Below are 17,123 nucleotides of genomic sequence, written 5' to 3' on the forward strand. Positions count from 1 at the left end.
TAATGAGCAAAGTCGAAAACCTCAGCCGCGTCCGCCATCCGGAGAAAATGAAAAATCCGGAGAACGAGCCGCTACGCAAGCCGGCGTGGATCCGCGTCAAGGCGCCGACGTCCGAAGGCTATAACGAAACCCGCAAGCTGATGCGTGCGCGCAATCTGCATACGGTGTGCGAGGAAGCTGCGTGTCCGAACATCGGCGAGTGCTGGTCTGCGGGGCATGCAACGGTGATGATCCTGGGTGATATCTGCACGCGGGCTTGCGCGTTCTGCAACGTCGCCACCGGCAAGCCCGGCGCAGTCGATCCGATGGAGCCGGAAAACCTTGCGATCTCGGTTTCCGAGCTCGGCATGAAGCATCTGGTGATCACCTCGGTGGACCGCGACGACTTGGCAGATGGCGGCGCCGAACAGTTCGTGAAGTGTATCGAACGCATCCGCGAAACGACGCCGGAAACGACCATTGAAATCCTCACCCCCGATTTCCGTGACAAGCCGGGCGCACTGGAGAAAGTCGTCGCGGCACACCCCGATGTCTTCAACCACAATCTGGAAACCGTGCCGCGCCTGTATCCGACGATCCGTCCCGGCGCACGGTATTTTCATTCACTGAAGCTTCTCGATACGGTGAAACGCGAAGACCCGTCGATCTTCACAAAGTCGGGGATCATGGTCGGGCTTGGCGAAACGCGCCCGGAAGTCATGCAGGTGATGGACGATCTGCGCTCGGCGGATGTCGACTTCCTGACCATCGGTCAGTATCTGGCGCCGACCAAACGACATGCTCCGGTTGACCGCTTCGTCACGCCGGACGAGTTCGCGGACTACAAGAAGATCGCTGAATCCAAGGGGTTCCTGATGGTCTCATCAACCCCGCTGACGCGCTCCAGCTATCATGCCGACAGCGATTTTGCGGAACTGCGTAAAAATCGCGAGGCCAAGCTTGCCGCCGGCAAGTAACCCGCGCCGCGTCTTCTGAAAGATGCCGACACACGCCGAAAAACGGGTCCTGCCCTACAGCCGCGAACAGCTGTTCGACCTTGTCATCGATGTTGAAAAATACCCGGAATTCCTGCCGTGGTGTCTCGGCTGCCGGGTGCGCAAACGTGAAGAGCACCTCGTCGTTGCCGACATGATCATCGGCTTCAAGGTCTTCCGCGAGAGTTTTACGTCAAGGGTCAGTCACCAGCGCCCTAACCGGATCGACGTCACCTACACCGACGGTCCGTTCAAGTACCTGAACAATCACTGGATATTCAACGATATGGGGGACGGCACGACAGAGATCGACTTCTTTGTCGATTTCGAGTTTCGTTCGCGCATTCTGCAGGCGGCGATCGGCGCCGTATTCTCGGAAGCCGTCCGGCGTATGATCGCCGCTTTCGAGACCCGGGCCGGTGAGCTGCATGGGTGACGGTATTACGTCGCCCTGAACTCGATTCAGGGCACATGCTTCGAGACGCTCGCGATACTTGCTCCTCAGCATGAGGAGGCTGCTCTCTCCAAAGCCTCATCCTGAGGAGCCCCAAAGGGGCGTCTCGAAGGATAGGCAGAAAAATGTTCTTCAGGTTTCCGCCAACGCCTTCATCATCTCAAGCGCCTTGAGCGCAGAGGCAAGACGCACCGCATGGCGGTCGCCGTCGAACAGACAGCGCTCATGGATCGTTTTATCCGCGCTCGCCGCCGCGATATGCACCAGACCGACCGGCTTTTCAGCCGAACCGCCACCAGGGCCGGCGACACCGGTGATGCCACATGCAATGTCGACCCTTGCCGCCCGGCGCGCGCCTTCGGCCATGGCGCGGGCGACCTCCTCGGAAACCGCGCCGACACTTTCAAACAACGACAACGGCACGCCGATCATTTCATGCTTGGCCTTGTTGGTGTAGGTGACGAAGCCACGTTCCATGACATCGGATGAGCCGGCGATCGCCGTCAGCGCCGCCGCCGCCATCCCGCCGGTACATGATTCCGCCGTGCAGAGTGTCCAGCCGCGATTCCGGCAGGCGCTCAGCACATCTTCAGCAGCGTGGATCAATTCGTCTTCCATCTCTATACCTTACCCTATACCCAATAAACGCGGCGCGCCCTGCATCAAGCCGTATAGACAGGCAGCCGCGGCAATACCGGCCAGGATATCGTCGGCCATGACGCCAATACCACCCTGAACATTTTTGTCGGCCCATGAAATCGGCCACGGTTTCCAGATATCGAATGTCCGAAACAGCACAAATGCGATCAGTGTTCCTTGCCAGGTCAGGAACGCCGCCATCGGCAACATGGCCAGCCACTGCCCGGCAACCTCATCGATAACCACCGGACCGGGATCATGTTCGCCGGCCTGCGCCATATAGGCATCCGCCGCCCATACACCGATCAACGAAATACCGATGGCGGCGAGCGCCAACGCAAGCGGCCCCCCTTCATGTGCCAGGGCCCAGCCGACAGGCAACGCAAACAACGAACCGAAAGTCCCAGGCGCAAACGGTGCGTAGCCCGCACCGAACCATGTGGCCAAGAGAATCCGGATATCCGAAAGCGGTGGGCGCTCAGTCATTTTATGTCCTCAAGTCGCATGTCCGGGCCAAGGATGAACCATGCGCGGCCTCCATGTCGACTGCATACATTGTAAAGTCCAGGTTTTCCGGGCTTTTTCGACTCAATACACAGGATTAATACGGTATTAATCTCTTGCAACAAAATGGCCAAGTAGATACGGTTTGTCGTCGACGTTCGGAAGCGATTCTGGGGTGATTTCGCTTTATATCGTTTACCAATGAAAACCGGGAAACAACGAGAATATCCGGTTAAATAATAAACTGTTCATTCGGTGAAATCCGAAGAATACATTAGGGTGCGCTAAGGGGGTGTTTCAGCATGCGGGATTGGGGTGACAAAGAAACGTTTAGGGACCGTTTGCAGCGGTTCCTCGACCGCGTTTTCCCCGAACGGCAAATCCATCTTCGCACCCGTGGCCGCATCAGCTTTTTCCGTGTCCCTCAATGGGCGCAACTCACAACGACCAGTCTGGTTATCGTATTCACGGGCTGGGTCGGTTATTCCACCTTCAGCTACATCCAGCATGACGAAATCATCGGCGCCAAGAATTCGATGATCACGGATGCCCGTCAGGCATATGACGATCTGCTTTCGGATGTGACCGCGTATCAGCGCCGCTTTGTCGAGCTGACGCGTGAGCTTGAAGACAACCACAATCTGATGCTCAGTCTGGTCGAACGCAATGCGACACTGCAGCGCAGCCTGTCGACGGTCGAGAAACGTTTGGAAAACACCGAGAGCGAACGTGAAAACGTCGCCGGTGCACGGGAAGTTCTGCGCGACAAGCTGGGCCGCCTTGAAAACGATATGCGTTCGCTGTCGACAAAGAACTTTTCTCTTCGCGATAATCTGATGACGGTGGAAACCGATTTGCAGACCGTCGTCCGCGAACGTGATGAAGCGCACCATCATAATACGGAACTGCAATCCCAGGTCGCGATACTCGAAGATCGCCTGAACGGCCTGCAAACCGCGCAGGATACCGCCGTCGAAAAAATGACCGAACGGACGATGGCTTACATCGGCTCGCTTGAAAAAGTGGTCGAGATCGCAGGCATTGAGGTCGATAGCCTGTTGGCTTCGTCAGACGAGATCGTCGGCAAGGTCGCACAGGGCGGCCCTTTCATTCCGATCAAACCGGAAGAAGCGGGCGGTCACCTTATGAAGAAGCTGACCCGCCTCGACGATCATCTCGGACAGTGGGAGACCCTTCAGGCCGTGATGGCCCGGCTGCCTTTGGCGGCGCCGTTGAACACTTATTACGTAACCAGTTCGTTCGGCAAGCGGCGTGACCCGATGAACAAGCGCTGGTCGGCACATTATGGCGTCGATTTCGGCGGGCCGATGCGCTCGCCGGTCTATGCGCCTGCATCCGGGGTCGTCAAACAGGCCGGGACCAAAGGCCGGTACGGTCGCTTTATCGAAATCGATCATGGCTCCGGCATTCTGACTCGCTACGGTCACCTGAATAAGATCATGGTCAAACGCGGCGATAAAATCGACTTCCGCCAGAAGATCGCTGAACTGGGCAGTTCCGGCAGGAGTACAGGTCCGCACCTGCATTACGAAATCGTCTTTAACGGCAAACCCAAGGACCCGATGCGGTTCATCAAGGCAGGACGGCATGTTTTCCAAAAGCAATAAGAAACAGGCACCCAATAACAAGCCAACCCCCGTACCGGCGCCTCCATCGATCGTCAGCCGGGATCTCAGCATTGTCGGCGACCTGCTCAGCGATGGTGAAATCCAGATCGACGGTAAGGTCAACGGCGACATTCGCACACGCATCCTGATCGTCGGCGAAAGCGCCAAGGTAAAAGGCGAGATCGTTGCCGAAACCTGCCACGTTCTTGGACGTGTCGACGGGCAGATCAAGGCCAAGGTCGTCAAACTGGCCGATACCGCCCATGTCGTCGGCGATATCCTGCATGAAGACCTGTCGATCGAAACCGGCGCCTTTCTGGAAGGTCACTGCAAGCGGATGGTCATCCCCGAGGATGTCCACAAGTCCGATAAGGAAGCAGCGGCCGATGCGGCCAAGCAAAAAGCTCACGCCCCACAGAAACCGGCGGCCGCAAACGCAAAATAGCCCCGGCTTTCTCTGATTTCCAAGCTTTCCCGGCCAACGGCGCATTGACGAAATCGCGCCGATAACTACTATATCTCGTCACCATCGGATATTTGGGCCACTAGGGGTGCGCCATGAGTAAACACGTCGATCCAGAGGAAATCCGCGAAACACGACTCGCGGATGCACTGTCCGAACGCTATTTGTCGTATGCACTGTCGACGATCATGTCGCGCTCGCTGCCGGATGTTCGTGATGGCCTGAAGCCGGTGCACCGGCGCCTCCTGTTTGCGATGCGGCAACTCAAACTCGACCCGGCTTCGGGGTACAAGAAATGCGCCCGTGTGGTCGGCGACGTCATGGGTAAATATCACCCGCACGGCGATCAATCGATCTACGACGCCATGGTGCGCCTTGCCCAGGAATTCGCGCAGCGCTACCCGCTTGTCGACGGACAGGGCAATTTCGGCAACATCGACGGCGATAACGCCGCCGCCATGCGCTACACCGAGGCACGCCTGACCGAAGTCGCAACACTTCTGCTCAAGGGCATCGACGAAGACGCCATCGATTTCCGCGACACCTATGACGGTGAGGAACATGAGCCGATTGTCCTGCCGGCGGCTTTTCCCAATCTTCTGGCAAACGGTGCCGCCGGGATCGCGGTTGGCATGGCGACGAATATTCCGCCGCATAATGTCGCCGAGCTGTGTGACGCCATGCTGCACATCATCAAAACCGCGAAGCATACGACCGAAGCGGTGATGAATTCCCGCGTCACCTTTGAAAAACTTGTCGAATTCATCCCTGGTCCCGATTTTCCGACCGGCGGCGAGCTTGTCGAATCCCGAGATAATATCATCGAGGCCTACCGCACCGGACGTGGCAGTTTCCGGCTTCGCGCCAAGTGGGAAGTCGAAAAACTGGGGCAGGGGCTTTATCAGATCGTCATCACCGATATTCCGTACCAGGTGCAGAAGTCCCGCCTGATTGAAAAGACGGCGGAACTGCTGTTGGCACGCAAGCTGCCGATGCTGGCCGATATTCGCGATGAATCGGCGGAAGACGTGCGCATTGTACTGGAACCGAAGTCGCGCAATGTCGAACCGGATATGCTGATGGAACATCTGTTCCGCGAAACCGACATGGAAACGCGGATCAGCCTGAACCTCAATGTTCTGAACCGCGAAAACATTCCCGGCGTCATGAACCTGCGCGAAGCGCTGGTCGCCTTCCTTGAGCACCGCGAGGATGTCCTCGTCCGCACTACCAAGCACCGTCTGGAAAAGATCGAACATCGGCTCGAAATTCTCGGCGGCTTGCTGATTGCGTATCTTAATCTGGACGAAGTCATCCGCATCATCCGCGAGGAAGATGACGCCAAGAAAGTCCTCATGAAAACCTTCGAGCTGACCGATGTGCAGGTCGAAGCGATCCTCAATATGCGGCTGCGCCAGTTGCGGAAACTGGAAGAAATGGAAATCCGCAAGGAAGACAAGAATCTCAAGGCCGAGCGCAAGGACCTGAAGGATCTGCTGAAAGACGAAACCAAGCGCTGGAAAACGGTTGAGGGCGAGCTCAAGGACCTGAAGCAATCGTTCGGGCCGAAAACCGATCTCGGCCGCCGCCGGACCAAAGTCGGCACCCCGCCGACCACCGTGATCGTTCCCATCGAAGCCATGATCGAGAAAGAGCCGGTAACCGTCGTGTATTCCGAAAAAGGCTGGATACGCGCCGCCAAGGGGCATCTGGACGATGTTTCAGGCCTGAAGTTCAAGGAAGGCGACAAGCTCAAGTTCTGGCTGCATGCCGAAACCACCGACAAGGTGATCATTTTTGCCACCAACGGCCGCTTTTACACCATCGGTGTCGATAAGCTGCCCGGTGGCCGCGGTCATGGTGAGCCGATCCGCCTGATGGTCGATATTCCGAATGGCCACGACGTGGTCAAAATCATGAAATTCGAGGGGGGACGGAAATTCCTGGTGGCGTCCGATGTCGGACGCGGCTTCATCGTTCCCGAAGACGAGGTCGCGGCGCAGACCAAAAACGGCAAACAGATACTGAATGTCGGATCCAGTGACGAAGCGACGGCCCTGTCCGTTGTGCCCGATGGCGCGGATCATGTCGCCGTTATCGGCACCAACCGCAAGCTGGTCATCTTCCCGATCGACGAATTGCCGGAAATGGGCCGGGGCAAGGGGGTCATCCTGCAACGCTACAAGGACGGCGTCCTGTCCGACGTGCAGGCGTTCAAGCTGAAGGAAGGCGTGTCTTGGCAAACCGGCTCGGGATTGCGCTCGGAAACCGACCTCAAGGCATGGATCGGCAAACGGGCAGGCGCCGGGCTGGTTAAACCGAAAGGTTTTCCGACCAATAACCGCTTTTCGTAATCCGGCGGATAACTGGACAACAGATCGATTCTGCGCCAGACAGGTATCGTTATGGAACGCGGTTTAGGCTACTTGCTTGGCGGTATCGTTGCCGTTCTCATGTTATCGACCGTCGCCATGCTTTTCAGCGGCGCGATTGTCGGGATTCTTTCGGCTATTATTGCATTTCCGCTCGCAGCCCCGCTCACGACATCGGCCGTGCTCATAACCCTCGTCGGTGCTGGCGTCTTATACTGGTGGAGGCGGCGGTAAACTCGGCACGTACTTGATTTCCAGCCGCTACTTGTCCATCCGCTCCCAACCGTCCGGGGTAATCCGTTCCAACGGTTTGAAGCGCGATTTATAGGACATGTTGGAACAGCCGCCGATCCAGAATCCCAGATACATATACGGTAATTCCTGTCCGTAGGCTTCACCGATCAGCCACAGGATCATGTATGTCCCCATGCTGCGCTCGGTATCGCTCTCGTCAAAGAAACTGTAGACTGCGGACAAACCATCACTCAGGCGGTCTACCAGGCAGGCCCCGGCAAGCGTCCCTGACGGCTTGCGGAATTCGACCACGAACGTGTTGACGGGCGTATCCTCGATCAAAGCCTGATAATCCAGGAAATCCATTTTCGACATATCGCCGCCTTGGTGGCGCGAGCGCTGATAATCGCTGAAAAGCGCATACTGTTCATGCGTTGCGATGGGTTCAACGATTTCCGCCGTCAAATCGTTGTTGCGCCGTAAAATCCGTTTGAAAGACTTACCCGGTTTGAATTCGTCGACCACGACCCGCACCGCAACACAGGCATTGCAGTTTGGGCAGGCCGGGACATAACAGATGCCGTGCGAACGCCTGAAACCGGCCATTGAGAGCTGATCATGCAGGGCGTTGGCGTCACGGCCGACAAGCTCCGTCACAACACGCCGCTCAATCCGGCCCTCGATATACGGGCAGGGCAGGGGGGCCGTGGAAAAGAAAAACCGGGTGTCGGGTAACGCCTGGTGACGCATCTGCTATTCCGCTTTCGGTATCATCAGAATGAAAACGTTACGGCATTTAAGGGGGCAAGTGCAATTCTCACGAATGCATCCGCCGTATCGCAATGATCAGCGCGCGATATTCTGGTCGAGTTCAAGCCCAAGGCTCGGCACGGGAAGAGACCCTGACTGCGGTTTACGGGCCTGCGACGGCACAACGCTGGCTGGGGCTGGCGGCGCGGACTGTTCATTACGGATCTTATTCAGACCAGGCAAGGCTTCCGGTTCCCCCGGCTTGGCGCCACCGGCTTCTTCGGCCTTTACCACAGGATTATCCTTGCCGGTTCCACGCAGCATGATAACGGAAAGCCGACGGTTCGACGGGTGTGTCGGGTTATCCGCGACCAAAGGCTCTGTCGCCGCTTTACCGACGACACGGTCAAAGCGGTCTTCGGGAATGCCGATCTGCATCAGCCAGCGGCGAGCAGCATTGGCTCGGTCCGCGGACAATTCCCAGTTGGAATAGTCATTGCCGCCGCCAAACCGAGTCGAATCCGTATGTCCTGAAATAGAAATGTTTTGCGGCAAAGACTTGATGATTTCCGCGGCTACTTCCAGCAGGCGCTTTGTATGCAGGAACAATTCCGCCGAGCCGCTCTGGAACATCGAAAGGCCGTCCTTGTCGACAAGCTGAAGGCGTAGACCTTCGGGCGTGTTGTCGATCAGAAGGCTGTCCTTCATGGCCTTCAGTTGCGGAATGCTCTCGAGTGTCGCTTCAAGCTGTTCTTTCGCTTCTTCGAACTGCTGCTGCTCTTTCTGTTTCAGGACTTCGGCGGCGGCTTCCTCATCGGGCGCACTGCCGTCCTGGTTTTCCGCATTGTCCGAACCGCCTGTCCCGGCTTTCGGTGGGGGCAAGTCGACCGTAACGCTATCGCGTGACGTCGTGTTCTGCGCAGCGCCTTCTTCGGTAATTGTCTTGCCGCCAAGGATATCGCCGGAGCCGCTGGTCGATTGTGAGGCCGTCACGGGGGCGAAATAGTTCGAAATACCTTCCAACTGCTCTTGCGTGACCGAGTTCAGCAACCACAACAGCAGAAAGAACGCCATCATGGCGGTCACAAAGTCGGCATACGCAATCTTCCAGGCGCCACCGTGGTGACCGTGCCCGCCCTTGTTGATCTTCTTGATGATGATCGGGCTTTTTGATGCGCTTTCTTCGGCCATTCGTGGCCCCCGTTAGCCCGGCGCCGGCAGGTTCTGGGTAATTTCTTCAAGTTCCGCAAAGCTCGGACGGTATTCATCCGGGAGCACCTTGCGGGCAAATTCGACCGAAACCTGCGGGGCGTAACCCTGCATGTGCCCCATCAAACCCATTTTCATACACATGAAATAGTGATGTTCCGAGTTGTATGCCGCTTCAAGATTCGACGCCATCGGCAGAACGAAACCGTATGCCACGAGAATCCCCGAGAACGTACCGACCAGTGCCGCACCGATCAGGCCGCCCAGAACTTCGGGCGGTTCGGTAATCGAGCTCATGGTGACGATAACACCCAGCACGGCTGCAACGATGCCGAGGGCCGGAATGGCTTCACCGATACTGCGCATCGCCGACGAGACCATGAGTTTCTCGTGGTGATGGACATCAAGCTCCTGGTCCATGATGGATTCGATCTCGTGCGCATTGCTGGCCCCCAGTGTCAGAAGGCGCAGATAATCACAGAAGAAATCGATGGCATGATGGTCATGCTGAAACTTCGGAAAATTAGCAAAAAGCGTGCTTTCATGTGGTTTTTCAACATGTTGCTCCAAAGCAAGGTCGCCCTTGGATTTGGCCAGACGGAACACGCTGTAAATGCAGCTCAGCAATTCGACATAGGCGTCTTTCTTGTATTTCGGCCCCTTGACCATGGTGCCGACAGACTTGAAGGCACCTATGACAACCGGCTTCGGGTTCCCGGCCAGGAACGCGCCAAGTGCGCCACCAAGAATGATGACGTATTCGATTGGTTGCCAAAGGATGCGCAAGTCACCGTGAACTGAGTAACCACCGAATACGCAACCGATAACAAGAACGATACCGATGATGAAAAACATCTAGCAGGCTCTCAAACGTTAATATTTTCGCGCCCGCTTATCGCGTGGACGGGCAAAGTGACCCCTATCACCGCTATAGAGGGATTTTGGTTGAAACTCAAGTGTTTGGCACTATTTAGAAGCATTATTCGAAACGGCCTTGATGTTTCATTTCAGTCCGCCGGCATGCTAAAGAAAGTAGATGTCTGTCGAACCCCAACAGTTCCGCCAAGCACTCGCTAAATTTGCCAGTGGCGTAACCGTCATCAGCGCGCTTGGGGCGGACGGTGTGCCTGTCGGGGTGACAGTCAGTGCCTTCACGTCGCTTTCCCTGTCACCGCCGCTGATTCTTGTATGCCTTGATAACATGACGTCGCAAATAAGGACTTATACGGATGGCCCCGGATTTAACGTGAATATTCTTTCGGCAGAGCAGGAAGACATCTCCAACGCCTTCGCCTATCCGGGTCCGATACCGCCTTTCGATACAGTCCCTTATGAACTGGGCGTCCATGGGCTCCCGCTTATCCGCAACGCATCGGCAAATCTTGAATGCCGCCGCGAGGCCGTATATCCGGGGGGCGATCATGTCATTGTCGTCGGGGAAGTCGTGCATGCCCTTTGGGACGATTCTCTGGACCCGTTGGTGTATGCTGCCGGCAAGTACCGGACGCTCAGGCATCTGGAACCGACGGCATGACGCGCGAGGCGCGCTGGCCGGTGCCATGCACGCTCACGGCATCAATCGTCGCCGCCGGCGCCGCCCTTGCGATCTGGGGTTTTGCCCCGGCGGAATTTCCCCGCTCGCATACAACGCTTCTGGGCTTGGCCTTCTTTGCCGGTATCCTCGCCGTCGTTATCGGTCGCATCATGCATCTGGGTACGGCATGGCTGGTACTGTGCGCCATTGCCACGCCGGCCCTGGTTCTGGTGCCTGTCTATCAACCGCCGGTGTGGATATTTCCGGCGATCGTGCTCGTGCTTGCCGGGTTTTACATCAATGGCGTCCGTGAGCAGGTGCCGCTGTATCTGTCCAATGCAATCACCGAACGTGAAATTTCAGCGCTTTTTGAGCGGGCAGGGGGCCGATTGTTCATCGACCTCGGCTGCGGGCTTGGCGGCGTCGTCGCTGCCGTTGCGAAGTCCAATACGGATGCCCGCGTAATCGGCGTCGAGACAGCGCCACTGTCGTTTCTGGTTTCATGGCTCAGGATCGCGGCACTCGGACGGCAGACCGCCCGGATCCAGTTTCGGAGTATCTGGGATACGGATGTCAGCGATGCCGATGCGGTCTATGCGTTTTTATCGCCGGCGCCGATGGCTCGGCTCTACGAAAAGCTCAAAACCGAGATGAAGCCCGGTTCTCTGTTCATATCCAACAGTTTCGCCGTTCCCGGCGGTGAACCGGATGAAATCGTGCAGGTCGACGATTCACGCCAGACGCAATTGCTGATTTGGCGTATGTGAGCGCGCCTTAACGCATATCCGACAGCAGACGCGTGCCGAAGCCCTTGGCCTCCAACGCCGCCATGATCTCGCGCACATGGTTGGCATTGATGGTCTCGATGGCGATATCGACATCCGCTTCCTTGACCGGGACATCGCGGAACATGCGCTGATGCAGGACATCGACGATATTGCCGCCCTTGTTCCCGATGATCCCTGCAACGGCAGCAAGCGCACCAGGCATATCGATCAGCGATATGCGCAGTTTGGCCAGCCTGCCATCGTGAACCAATCCACGCATCAACACCGATGACAGCAGTCTCGAATCGATGTTGCCGCCGGAAATCATCAACCCGACCTTGCGTCCCTTGAAGCGTTCGGGGTCGGCCAGCACCGTCGCCAGCGGCACGGCTCCCGAGCCTTCGACGATCAGCCGTTGAACTTCGACGAGAATCTGCACCGCGCGTTCGATGTCGGCTTCGCTGACCACGGAAATGGATTTCATATGCCGCTTCAGGATCGGGGTCGTAATTTCCCCCGGCTCCTTGACCGCAATCCCGTCGGCGATGGTCTGCCCACTGCCGTGCGGCGGCTCACCCTTGAAAGCCTGGCACATGGAAGGGTAGGCATCTGCCTGCGCACCGACGACTTCAAGAGCCGGATTGTGCGCGGCTGCGGCAATGCAGCACCCAGCGGCAAGCCCGCCGCCACCGATCGGCACGATAATCGCATCCAGATCCGGCACGTCTTCAAGAAATTCCGCCGTCGCCGTACCTTGTCCCGCGATCACATGCGGATCGTCATAAGGATGGATGAAGACCTTGCCCTCGGCCTCGGCGGTCTGCATGGCAAGAATTCTGGACTCGGCAACCGTTTCACCTTCAAGAATGACCTTCGCGCCAAGCGCTTCGGTGCGCGCGACCTTGGTGAACGGTGTATTGGCCGGCATATAGATTGCCGCCGGGATACCCATCTTTTGTGCGTGAAAACCGACACCCTGGGCATGGTTGCCGGCAGAAGCGGCGAGCACGCCTGCCTTGCGTTCGGCATCACTCAACGCCGCCATGCGCACATAGGACCCGCGCACCTTGAAGGACCCCGTCACCTGCTGGCTTTCGAGTTTCAGATAAACCTCGGCACCGGTCAGTTTCGATAGCGCCGGCGAGGCAATCGACGGGGTGCGGAGGACATGCCCCGCCAAAAGTTCCCGTGCATCAGTGATATCCTTGAAATCGATCACGCGCGCCTCCGTCACAGAAGGCGGGTCATACACCCCGGATGCGGCTCTGTCACCGATTTTGAAGGGAATTCACATCGACAATGCGCGGGCCAGCATCTCCGGATCGGCATTGCCGCCTGAACAGACGACGACGACCGTCTTGCCCGCAAGATCGATTTTCTGCGTCAGTGCACAGGCCAACGCCACGGCGCCGCCCGGCTCGACAACGATCTTGAGCGACAGCATCGCCGTTCTCATGGCCATTAAGACCTCATCGTCGCTGACACTGAGGCCGCCTTTCAGCAGACGGCTGTTGAGCGAAAACGTCAGTTTGCCCGGTATCGGCGCCAACAGCGCATCGCAGATGGAAAATGCACCGGCAGGCACCGGTTGGCGCGTTCCGGCTTCGAGCGAACGTTTGTGATCGTCATAGGTTTCCGGCTCGGCGCTGTACACGGGGCAGGCGAGGGTTTCCGAGATTGCCAGGGCGGTACCGGAGATCAGACCACCACCGCCCGCAGGCACGATCACGGCATCGGGCTTGATATCCATCTCCTGCGACTGCTCGGCGATCTCGAGACCGATGGTCCCCTGACCGGCAATGATCAGCGGTTCGTCATAGGGTTTGACGAGGACCGCGCCCTGTTCCTTCTGCAACTGCTCGCCAATCTCCTCGCGGCTTTCCGTCATACGGTCGTACAGCACGACGGTTCCGCCGAGCGCTTTGGTATTCTCGATTTTCGCCGTCGGTGCATCCTTCGGCATGATGATGGTGGACTTCATTCCCATCAGGGTCGCCGCCGCGGCCACGCCCTGTGCATGGTTGCCGGACGAGAAAGCGACGACACCGTTGGCGCGCATATCTTCGGGGATGCGCGATATCTTGTTGAAAGCCCCCCGGAACTTAAACGAACCGGTGCGCTGAAGACATTCCGGTTTGACGACGAGACGAAAACCCAACTGCTCGTTGAGGATCGAGTTTTCAAGCAAAGGCGTGCGCCGGGTCCACCCTTGCAACTGCCGCTGGGCATCCTTGATATCTGCAAAGACCGGGGGTTCAGAACTGTTCAAGGAATCCATTCAGCGCCTCTATACTATTCGGTTCAGCAAGGCCCGGAGGATGCCCGACCCCGGGCACGACGACCGCTTGCATGTTACTGTGACGTGCCGACATCTCGGCAAGTTGAGTTTCGTCGAGAATATTCGACTTGGCGCCGCGGAGCGTCAAGACGGGGATGCGCTCCGTGGCCATGAAAAGATGCCACAGATCAAGCGCCTCGGCCGGATCGGCAAGGATCGGCTTCAGGATATTCTCATCCCAGTCGAAAGTAATGGTGCCGTCGGCGCGTTCGACGTAACTCAGTTTCGCGGCACGCGTCCAGTCTGCGTCTCCGGACAGCGGGTATTCTCCCATGAACGCATCGCGTAAATGCCGGCCGGCGGCAGCCCAGTCCGGCAGGGACGGCGGCGATTTCATATAGGCGACGATCTTGTCGAGGTCGTGCAGGCGCACGACGGGCCCGATATCGTTCAACACCAGCCCCTTCAGGGTGCTGGGAATTGCTGCAGCCATGATCATCCCCATGATCCCGCCCATGGATGTGCCGATGACAACGACGTCATGGATACCGAGCGCGCAAAGGATGTGCCGGACATCGCCGACATAGGTCTCCGGATGATAATTCCGCCAGTCAGGATCGTAATCGGAAAAACCGCGGCCCCGCGTGTCCGGGCAGATCACCCGGCGTTTACGGCTGTGATACTTGCCGATCCCGGCGAAGTCCTTGGAATTTCGCGTCAGCCCGCCAAGGCAGAGCAGGGGCGTGCGCGTACCGTTCTTCGGCCCCGGATAATCCCGCACGTATAGCGAAAGCCCGTCCTGAGACGTTATACGGCGCTCGATAAAGTCCTTCGGCATCAGGTCTTGTCGCTCAAAGACCCAGAAGCGGCGGCAGACCGTTCAGATCGCTGATCATCTCACGGATTTCACCGGGCAGACGTTCCGGCGGTTGGTTGAAGCGATTGACCCAGACGACCTGGAAACCGAAATTCGCTGCTGCCCATGCATCCCATGCATTCGACGACATGAAGCAGATGCGCTCCTTGGGAACATCCAGATCGTCACACGACATCTGGTAGATACGCGGATCGGGCTTGTAGATACCGATCCTGTCAACCGACGATACCGCGTCGAGGTCGAGCTTGGCGTTGTTCACGGCTGCATTCAGCATGTCGGGCGAGCCATTGGACAGCGTCGCGACTTTTTTCCCACCGGCTTTCAGGACCGCAAGGACGCTCGGCACTTCGGGGTAGGCATCCAGTTCGAAATAGATATCGAGCAGTTTCTGACGCAGATCGGCATTTTCGACACCATGCAGCGCAAGCGCATAGTCCAGGCTGTCTTGCGTGATCTGCCAGAACGGCACGTATTCGTGCATCAGGCTGCGAAGCCAGGTGTATTGAAGTTGCTTTTCCCGCCACGTCTGAGCCAGCGGCGCCCATTTATCGCCGAGTTCTTCCTGGCAATGCGATGCAGCGGCGGCAACATCGAACAGCGTTCCATAGGCATCGAAGACGCAGGCATCGATGTTATCGATTGCGGCCATGTCTGAATTCTCCCCGTTTTTGAATAGGCTTTGATTGCAGTTTGGTGCTCGGCTGATAGGGGGTCAATAGGCACACGGCCACAGCTTCGAAAACTGCAGCAAACCAGCAACCCCGGCCTCGCCGAATGATGCCATCTTCTCCCGGAACAACTGTCCGGTGGTCCCAAACACCTGTCCGGGTATCCTGAAATACAGAGAATTACCCCTTGTCGCGGAGCAGGCGGCCCTTTTCACGGCTCCAGTCGCGCTGCTTGACGGTATCGCGCTTGTCGTAGGTGTGCTTGCCTTCGCCCAGCCCCAGTTCCAGCTTCGCCATGCCGCGTGCGTTGAAGTAGATTTTCAGCGGAATCAGCGCCATGCCTTTCTGTTTCTGTGAACCCAACAAATGCGACATCTGCTTTCTGTGCAGCAACAGTTTTCGGTCATGTACCGGTTCGTGATTGAAGACTCGTGATGCGCCTTCGTAGGGGGGGATATGCGCGTTGAACAAATACATTTCGCCGTGCTTTTCACCGGCGAACGCCTCGTTCAGGCTGGCGCGGCCGGCGCGAAGGGATTTCACCTCCGTGCCGGTCAGCTGAAGACCCGCTTCTACGGTTTCGAGAATATTGTAGTCCCGCCGCGCGCGCCGGTTTTGCGCCACGACATTGCCGCTGGTCTTCTTCTTTTTGTTTTTGCCGGCCATTGCATATCCGTTCACGCCCCAAAGGGGCGTTGCCGTTGGCGCCCTTAGTTCAGAAGCCCTGCGGACTGCATCGCGTCACGCACCTGCGCTTTCGAGCTTTCGGCGATCTCGCACAGCGGCAGACGCGTATCCGGATCACACTTGCCCAGAAGACTGGCCGCATACTTGACCGGGCCCGGGCTGGCTTCGCAGAACATGGCGATGTGCAGCGGCATCAGACGCTTCTGGATTTCCATCACCGTATCGAGGTCACGGGCCTGCCACGCATCGTGCAGTTCCGCACAGGCACGTGGCGCGACGTTCGCCGTCACAGAAATACAGCCATCACCGCCTCCTGCGAGGAACGGCACGATGGTGCCGTCTTCACCGGAAAGCTGTGCAAACTCTGGTCCGATCTGCATCGCCGTTTTCATCGGCCGCATCGGATCGGCCGACGCATCCTTGACGCCGACGATATTGGCGATCTTGGAAAGCCGCGCCATGGTTTCAACGGTCATGTCGACCACACTGCGTCCAGGGATGTTGTAAACGATGATCGGAATATCGACCGCATCGGCAATGGCCGCATAGTGACGGTACAGACCTTCCTGCGTCGGCTTGTTGTAATACGGTGTGACGATCAGCGCCGCATCGGCACCCGCCTGCTTGGCGTGCTTGGTCAGCCGGATCGCTTCCGCGGTCGAGTTCGAGCCGGTGCCTGCGACAACCGGCACACGACCGTTATTCGCCTCGATGCAAAGCTCGATCACCTCGTCGTGTTCGTCGTGCGACAACGTCGGGGATTCGCCGGTCGTCCCAACAGGGACGAGACCATCGGTCCCTTCGGCAATCTGCCAATCGACGAAGGATTTGAACGCCGATTTGTCCACCGCACCATTTTTGAATGGGGTGATCAAAGCGACGAATGAACCCTTAAACATCGTTCCCTCCTTGGGACTAAAGATTAAAACAGCCCCGGAACATATATCTGCATGCGCGCCGGGGCAAGACTGCTGGTATCTGCCGCCACCGCTTATCTCGGGGCTTTCTTGCGGTCATCCGCTTAATATTAACAAGTTCGTGACATTTTCAGGACGATGTTGTTCGGATAAGCATGCTAGACGTAT

18 protein-coding genes are annotated in these 17,123 nt (G+C 57.5%); 7 read left to right on the forward strand and 11 right to left on the reverse strand.

The window, feature by feature from the left end; genetic code table 11:
- Positions 1-2 precede the first annotated feature (2 nt).
- Complete coding sequence (gene lipA, locus L2D14_11040; GenBank protein ID WNJ98405.1) at positions 3-956, forward strand: lipoyl synthase; 954 nt, start codon at positions 3-5, stop codon at positions 954-956.
- A 22-nt stretch (positions 957-978) separates the two neighbouring features.
- The gene (locus tag L2D14_11045) at positions 979-1,410 is read left to right on the forward strand and encodes a type II toxin-antitoxin system RatA family toxin (protein ID WNJ98406.1); all 432 of its coding nucleotides are present in this window, start codon (positions 979-981) and stop codon (positions 1,408-1,410) included.
- Between the two features lie 150 nt (positions 1,411-1,560).
- On the opposite strand, the gene L2D14_11050 is transcribed toward L2D14_11045, so the two are convergent.
- A complete protein-coding gene (locus tag L2D14_11050) occupies positions 1,561-2,046 on the reverse strand; it encodes a CinA family protein (GenBank protein ID WNJ98407.1) in 486 nt (161 codons plus the stop codon).
- A 9-nt stretch (positions 2,047-2,055) separates the two neighbouring features.
- The gene (locus L2D14_11055) at positions 2,056-2,553 is read right to left on the reverse strand and encodes a phosphatidylglycerophosphatase A (protein WNJ98408.1); all 498 of its coding nucleotides are present in this window, start codon (positions 2,551-2,553) and stop codon (positions 2,056-2,058) included.
- Between the two features lie 320 nt (positions 2,554-2,873).
- On the opposite strand from L2D14_11055, the gene L2D14_11060 reads away from it, so the two are divergent.
- The 3 genes from L2D14_11060 (at position 2,874) to parC (ending at position 7,016) form a co-directional block, all read left to right on the forward strand.
- Entirely contained in the window at positions 2,874-4,199 is a 1,326-nt protein-coding gene (locus L2D14_11060; GenBank protein ID WNJ98409.1) for a peptidoglycan DD-metalloendopeptidase family protein, read from the forward strand.
- Positions 4,180-4,644, forward strand: coding sequence for a polymer-forming cytoskeletal protein (locus tag L2D14_11065; protein ID WNJ98410.1), 465 nt, complete (start codon positions 4,180-4,182; stop codon positions 4,642-4,644). The genes L2D14_11060 and L2D14_11065 overlap by 20 nt, the downstream gene beginning before the upstream one ends.
- 113 nt (positions 4,645-4,757) lie before the next feature.
- Positions 4,758-7,016 carry a DNA topoisomerase IV subunit A gene (gene parC / locus L2D14_11070; protein ID WNJ98411.1) on the forward strand — a complete coding sequence of 753 codons (2,259 nt, stop codon included), beginning with the start codon at positions 4,758-4,760 and terminating at the stop codon, positions 7,014-7,016.
- Between the two features lie 279 nt (positions 7,017-7,295).
- Here the strand turns inward: parC and L2D14_11075 are convergent, their stop codons facing one another.
- The 3 genes from L2D14_11075 to motA all read right to left on the reverse strand — a co-directional run bounded on the left by L2D14_11075 (position 7,296) and on the right by motA (position 10,082).
- Positions 7,296-8,018 carry an arginyltransferase gene (locus tag L2D14_11075; protein WNJ98412.1) on the reverse strand — a complete coding sequence of 241 codons (723 nt, stop codon included), beginning with the start codon at positions 8,016-8,018 and terminating at the stop codon, positions 7,296-7,298.
- 96 nt (positions 8,019-8,114) lie between these two features.
- A complete protein-coding gene (gene motB, locus L2D14_11080; protein ID WNJ98413.1) occupies positions 8,115-9,209 on the reverse strand; it encodes a flagellar motor protein MotB in 1,095 nt (364 codons plus the stop codon).
- 12 nt (positions 9,210-9,221) lie between these two features.
- A complete protein-coding gene (gene motA, locus L2D14_11085; GenBank protein ID WNJ98414.1) occupies positions 9,222-10,082 on the reverse strand; it encodes a flagellar motor stator protein MotA in 861 nt (286 codons plus the stop codon).
- A gap of 181 nt (positions 10,083-10,263) precedes the next feature.
- On the opposite strand from motA, the gene L2D14_11090 reads away from it, so the two are divergent.
- Together L2D14_11090 and L2D14_11095 are read left to right on the forward strand one after the other, a co-directional pair.
- Positions 10,264-10,761 carry a flavin reductase family protein gene (locus tag L2D14_11090; GenBank protein ID WNJ98415.1) on the forward strand — a complete coding sequence of 166 codons (498 nt, stop codon included), beginning with the start codon at positions 10,264-10,266 and terminating at the stop codon, positions 10,759-10,761.
- On the forward strand, positions 10,758-11,528 hold the full coding sequence (locus tag L2D14_11095) for a class I SAM-dependent methyltransferase (protein ID WNJ98416.1): 771 nt from the start codon (positions 10,758-10,760) through the stop codon (positions 11,526-11,528). Before L2D14_11090 ends, L2D14_11095 begins: the two co-directional genes overlap by 4 nt.
- A gap of 7 nt (positions 11,529-11,535) precedes the next feature.
- Here L2D14_11095 and L2D14_11100 read toward each other — a convergent pair whose 3' ends face one another.
- The 6 genes from L2D14_11100 to dapA form a co-directional block, all read right to left on the reverse strand.
- Positions 11,536-12,747, reverse strand: a complete 1,212-nt coding sequence (locus L2D14_11100) for a threonine ammonia-lyase (protein WNJ98417.1) — start codon at positions 12,745-12,747, stop codon at positions 11,536-11,538.
- A 69-nt stretch (positions 12,748-12,816) separates the two neighbouring features.
- Positions 12,817-13,806 carry a threonine/serine dehydratase gene (locus tag L2D14_11105; protein WNJ98418.1) on the reverse strand — a complete coding sequence of 330 codons (990 nt, stop codon included), beginning with the start codon at positions 13,804-13,806 and terminating at the stop codon, positions 12,817-12,819.
- The gene (locus L2D14_11110; GenBank protein WNJ98419.1) at positions 13,784-14,644 is read right to left on the reverse strand and encodes an alpha/beta hydrolase; all 861 of its coding nucleotides are present in this window, start codon (positions 14,642-14,644) and stop codon (positions 13,784-13,786) included. Before L2D14_11110 ends, L2D14_11105 begins: the two co-directional genes overlap by 23 nt.
- Positions 14,645-14,657: 13 nt before the next feature.
- Positions 14,658-15,332: a haloacid dehalogenase type II gene (locus tag L2D14_11115; GenBank protein WNJ98420.1), complete on the reverse strand. Its 675-nt coding sequence runs from the start codon at positions 15,330-15,332 to the stop codon at positions 14,658-14,660.
- A gap of 199 nt (positions 15,333-15,531) precedes the next feature.
- Positions 15,532-16,017, reverse strand: coding sequence for an SsrA-binding protein SmpB (gene smpB / locus L2D14_11120; GenBank protein WNJ98421.1), 486 nt, complete (start codon positions 16,015-16,017; stop codon positions 15,532-15,534).
- Positions 16,018-16,061: 44 nt separating this feature from the next.
- The gene (gene dapA / locus L2D14_11125) at positions 16,062-16,937 is read right to left on the reverse strand and encodes a 4-hydroxy-tetrahydrodipicolinate synthase (protein WNJ98422.1); all 876 of its coding nucleotides are present in this window, start codon (positions 16,935-16,937) and stop codon (positions 16,062-16,064) included.
- Positions 16,938-17,123: the final 186 nt, after the last annotated feature.

The organism is Thalassospiraceae bacterium LMO-JJ14 (genome assembly GCA_021555105.2).
Classification (GTDB): domain Bacteria; phylum Pseudomonadota; class Alphaproteobacteria; order Rhodospirillales; family Casp-alpha2; genus UBA4479.

What these genes read in the sequence shown, in the direction of transcription:
- L2D14_11060 (WNJ98409.1), top strand. Translation starts at nt 2,874, where the DNA reads ATGCGGGATTGGGGTGACAAAGAAACGTTTAGGGACCGTTTGCAGCGG.
- L2D14_11090 (WNJ98415.1), top strand. Translation starts at nt 10,264, where the DNA reads ATGTCTGTCGAACCCCAACAGTTCCGCCAAGCACTCGCTAAATTTGCC.
- L2D14_11075 (WNJ98412.1), bottom strand. Translation starts at nt 8,018, where the DNA reads ATGCGTCACCAGGCGTTACCCGACACCCGGTTTTTCTTTTCCACGGCC.
- smpB (WNJ98421.1), bottom strand. Translation starts at nt 16,017, where the DNA reads ATGGCCGGCAAAAACAAAAAGAAGAAGACCAGCGGCAATGTCGTGGCG.
- dapA (WNJ98422.1), bottom strand. Translation starts at nt 16,937, where the DNA reads ATGTTTAAGGGTTCATTCGTCGCTTTGATCACCCCATTCAAAAATGGT.
- L2D14_11095 (WNJ98416.1), top strand. Translation starts at nt 10,758, where the DNA reads ATGACGCGCGAGGCGCGCTGGCCGGTGCCATGCACGCTCACGGCATCA.
- parC (WNJ98411.1), top strand. Translation starts at nt 4,758, where the DNA reads ATGAGTAAACACGTCGATCCAGAGGAAATCCGCGAAACACGACTCGCG.
- L2D14_11055 (WNJ98408.1), bottom strand. Translation starts at nt 2,553, where the DNA reads ATGACTGAGCGCCCACCGCTTTCGGATATCCGGATTCTCTTGGCCACA.
- lipA (WNJ98405.1), top strand. Translation starts at nt 3, where the DNA reads ATGAGCAAAGTCGAAAACCTCAGCCGCGTCCGCCATCCGGAGAAAATG.
- L2D14_11115 (WNJ98420.1), bottom strand. Translation starts at nt 15,332, where the DNA reads ATGGCCGCAATCGATAACATCGATGCCTGCGTCTTCGATGCCTATGGA.
- motA (WNJ98414.1), bottom strand. Translation starts at nt 10,082, where the DNA reads ATGTTTTTCATCATCGGTATCGTTCTTGTTATCGGTTGCGTATTCGGT.
- L2D14_11105 (WNJ98418.1), bottom strand. Translation starts at nt 13,806, where the DNA reads ATGGATTCCTTGAACAGTTCTGAACCCCCGGTCTTTGCAGATATCAAG.
- L2D14_11110 (WNJ98419.1), bottom strand. Translation starts at nt 14,644, where the DNA reads ATGCCGAAGGACTTTATCGAGCGCCGTATAACGTCTCAGGACGGGCTT.
- L2D14_11045 (WNJ98406.1), top strand. Translation starts at nt 979, where the DNA reads ATGCCGACACACGCCGAAAAACGGGTCCTGCCCTACAGCCGCGAACAG.
- L2D14_11050 (WNJ98407.1), bottom strand. Translation starts at nt 2,046, where the DNA reads ATGGAAGACGAATTGATCCACGCTGCTGAAGATGTGCTGAGCGCCTGC.
- motB (WNJ98413.1), bottom strand. Translation starts at nt 9,209, where the DNA reads ATGGCCGAAGAAAGCGCATCAAAAAGCCCGATCATCATCAAGAAGATC.
- L2D14_11065 (WNJ98410.1), top strand. Translation starts at nt 4,180, where the DNA reads ATGTTTTCCAAAAGCAATAAGAAACAGGCACCCAATAACAAGCCAACC.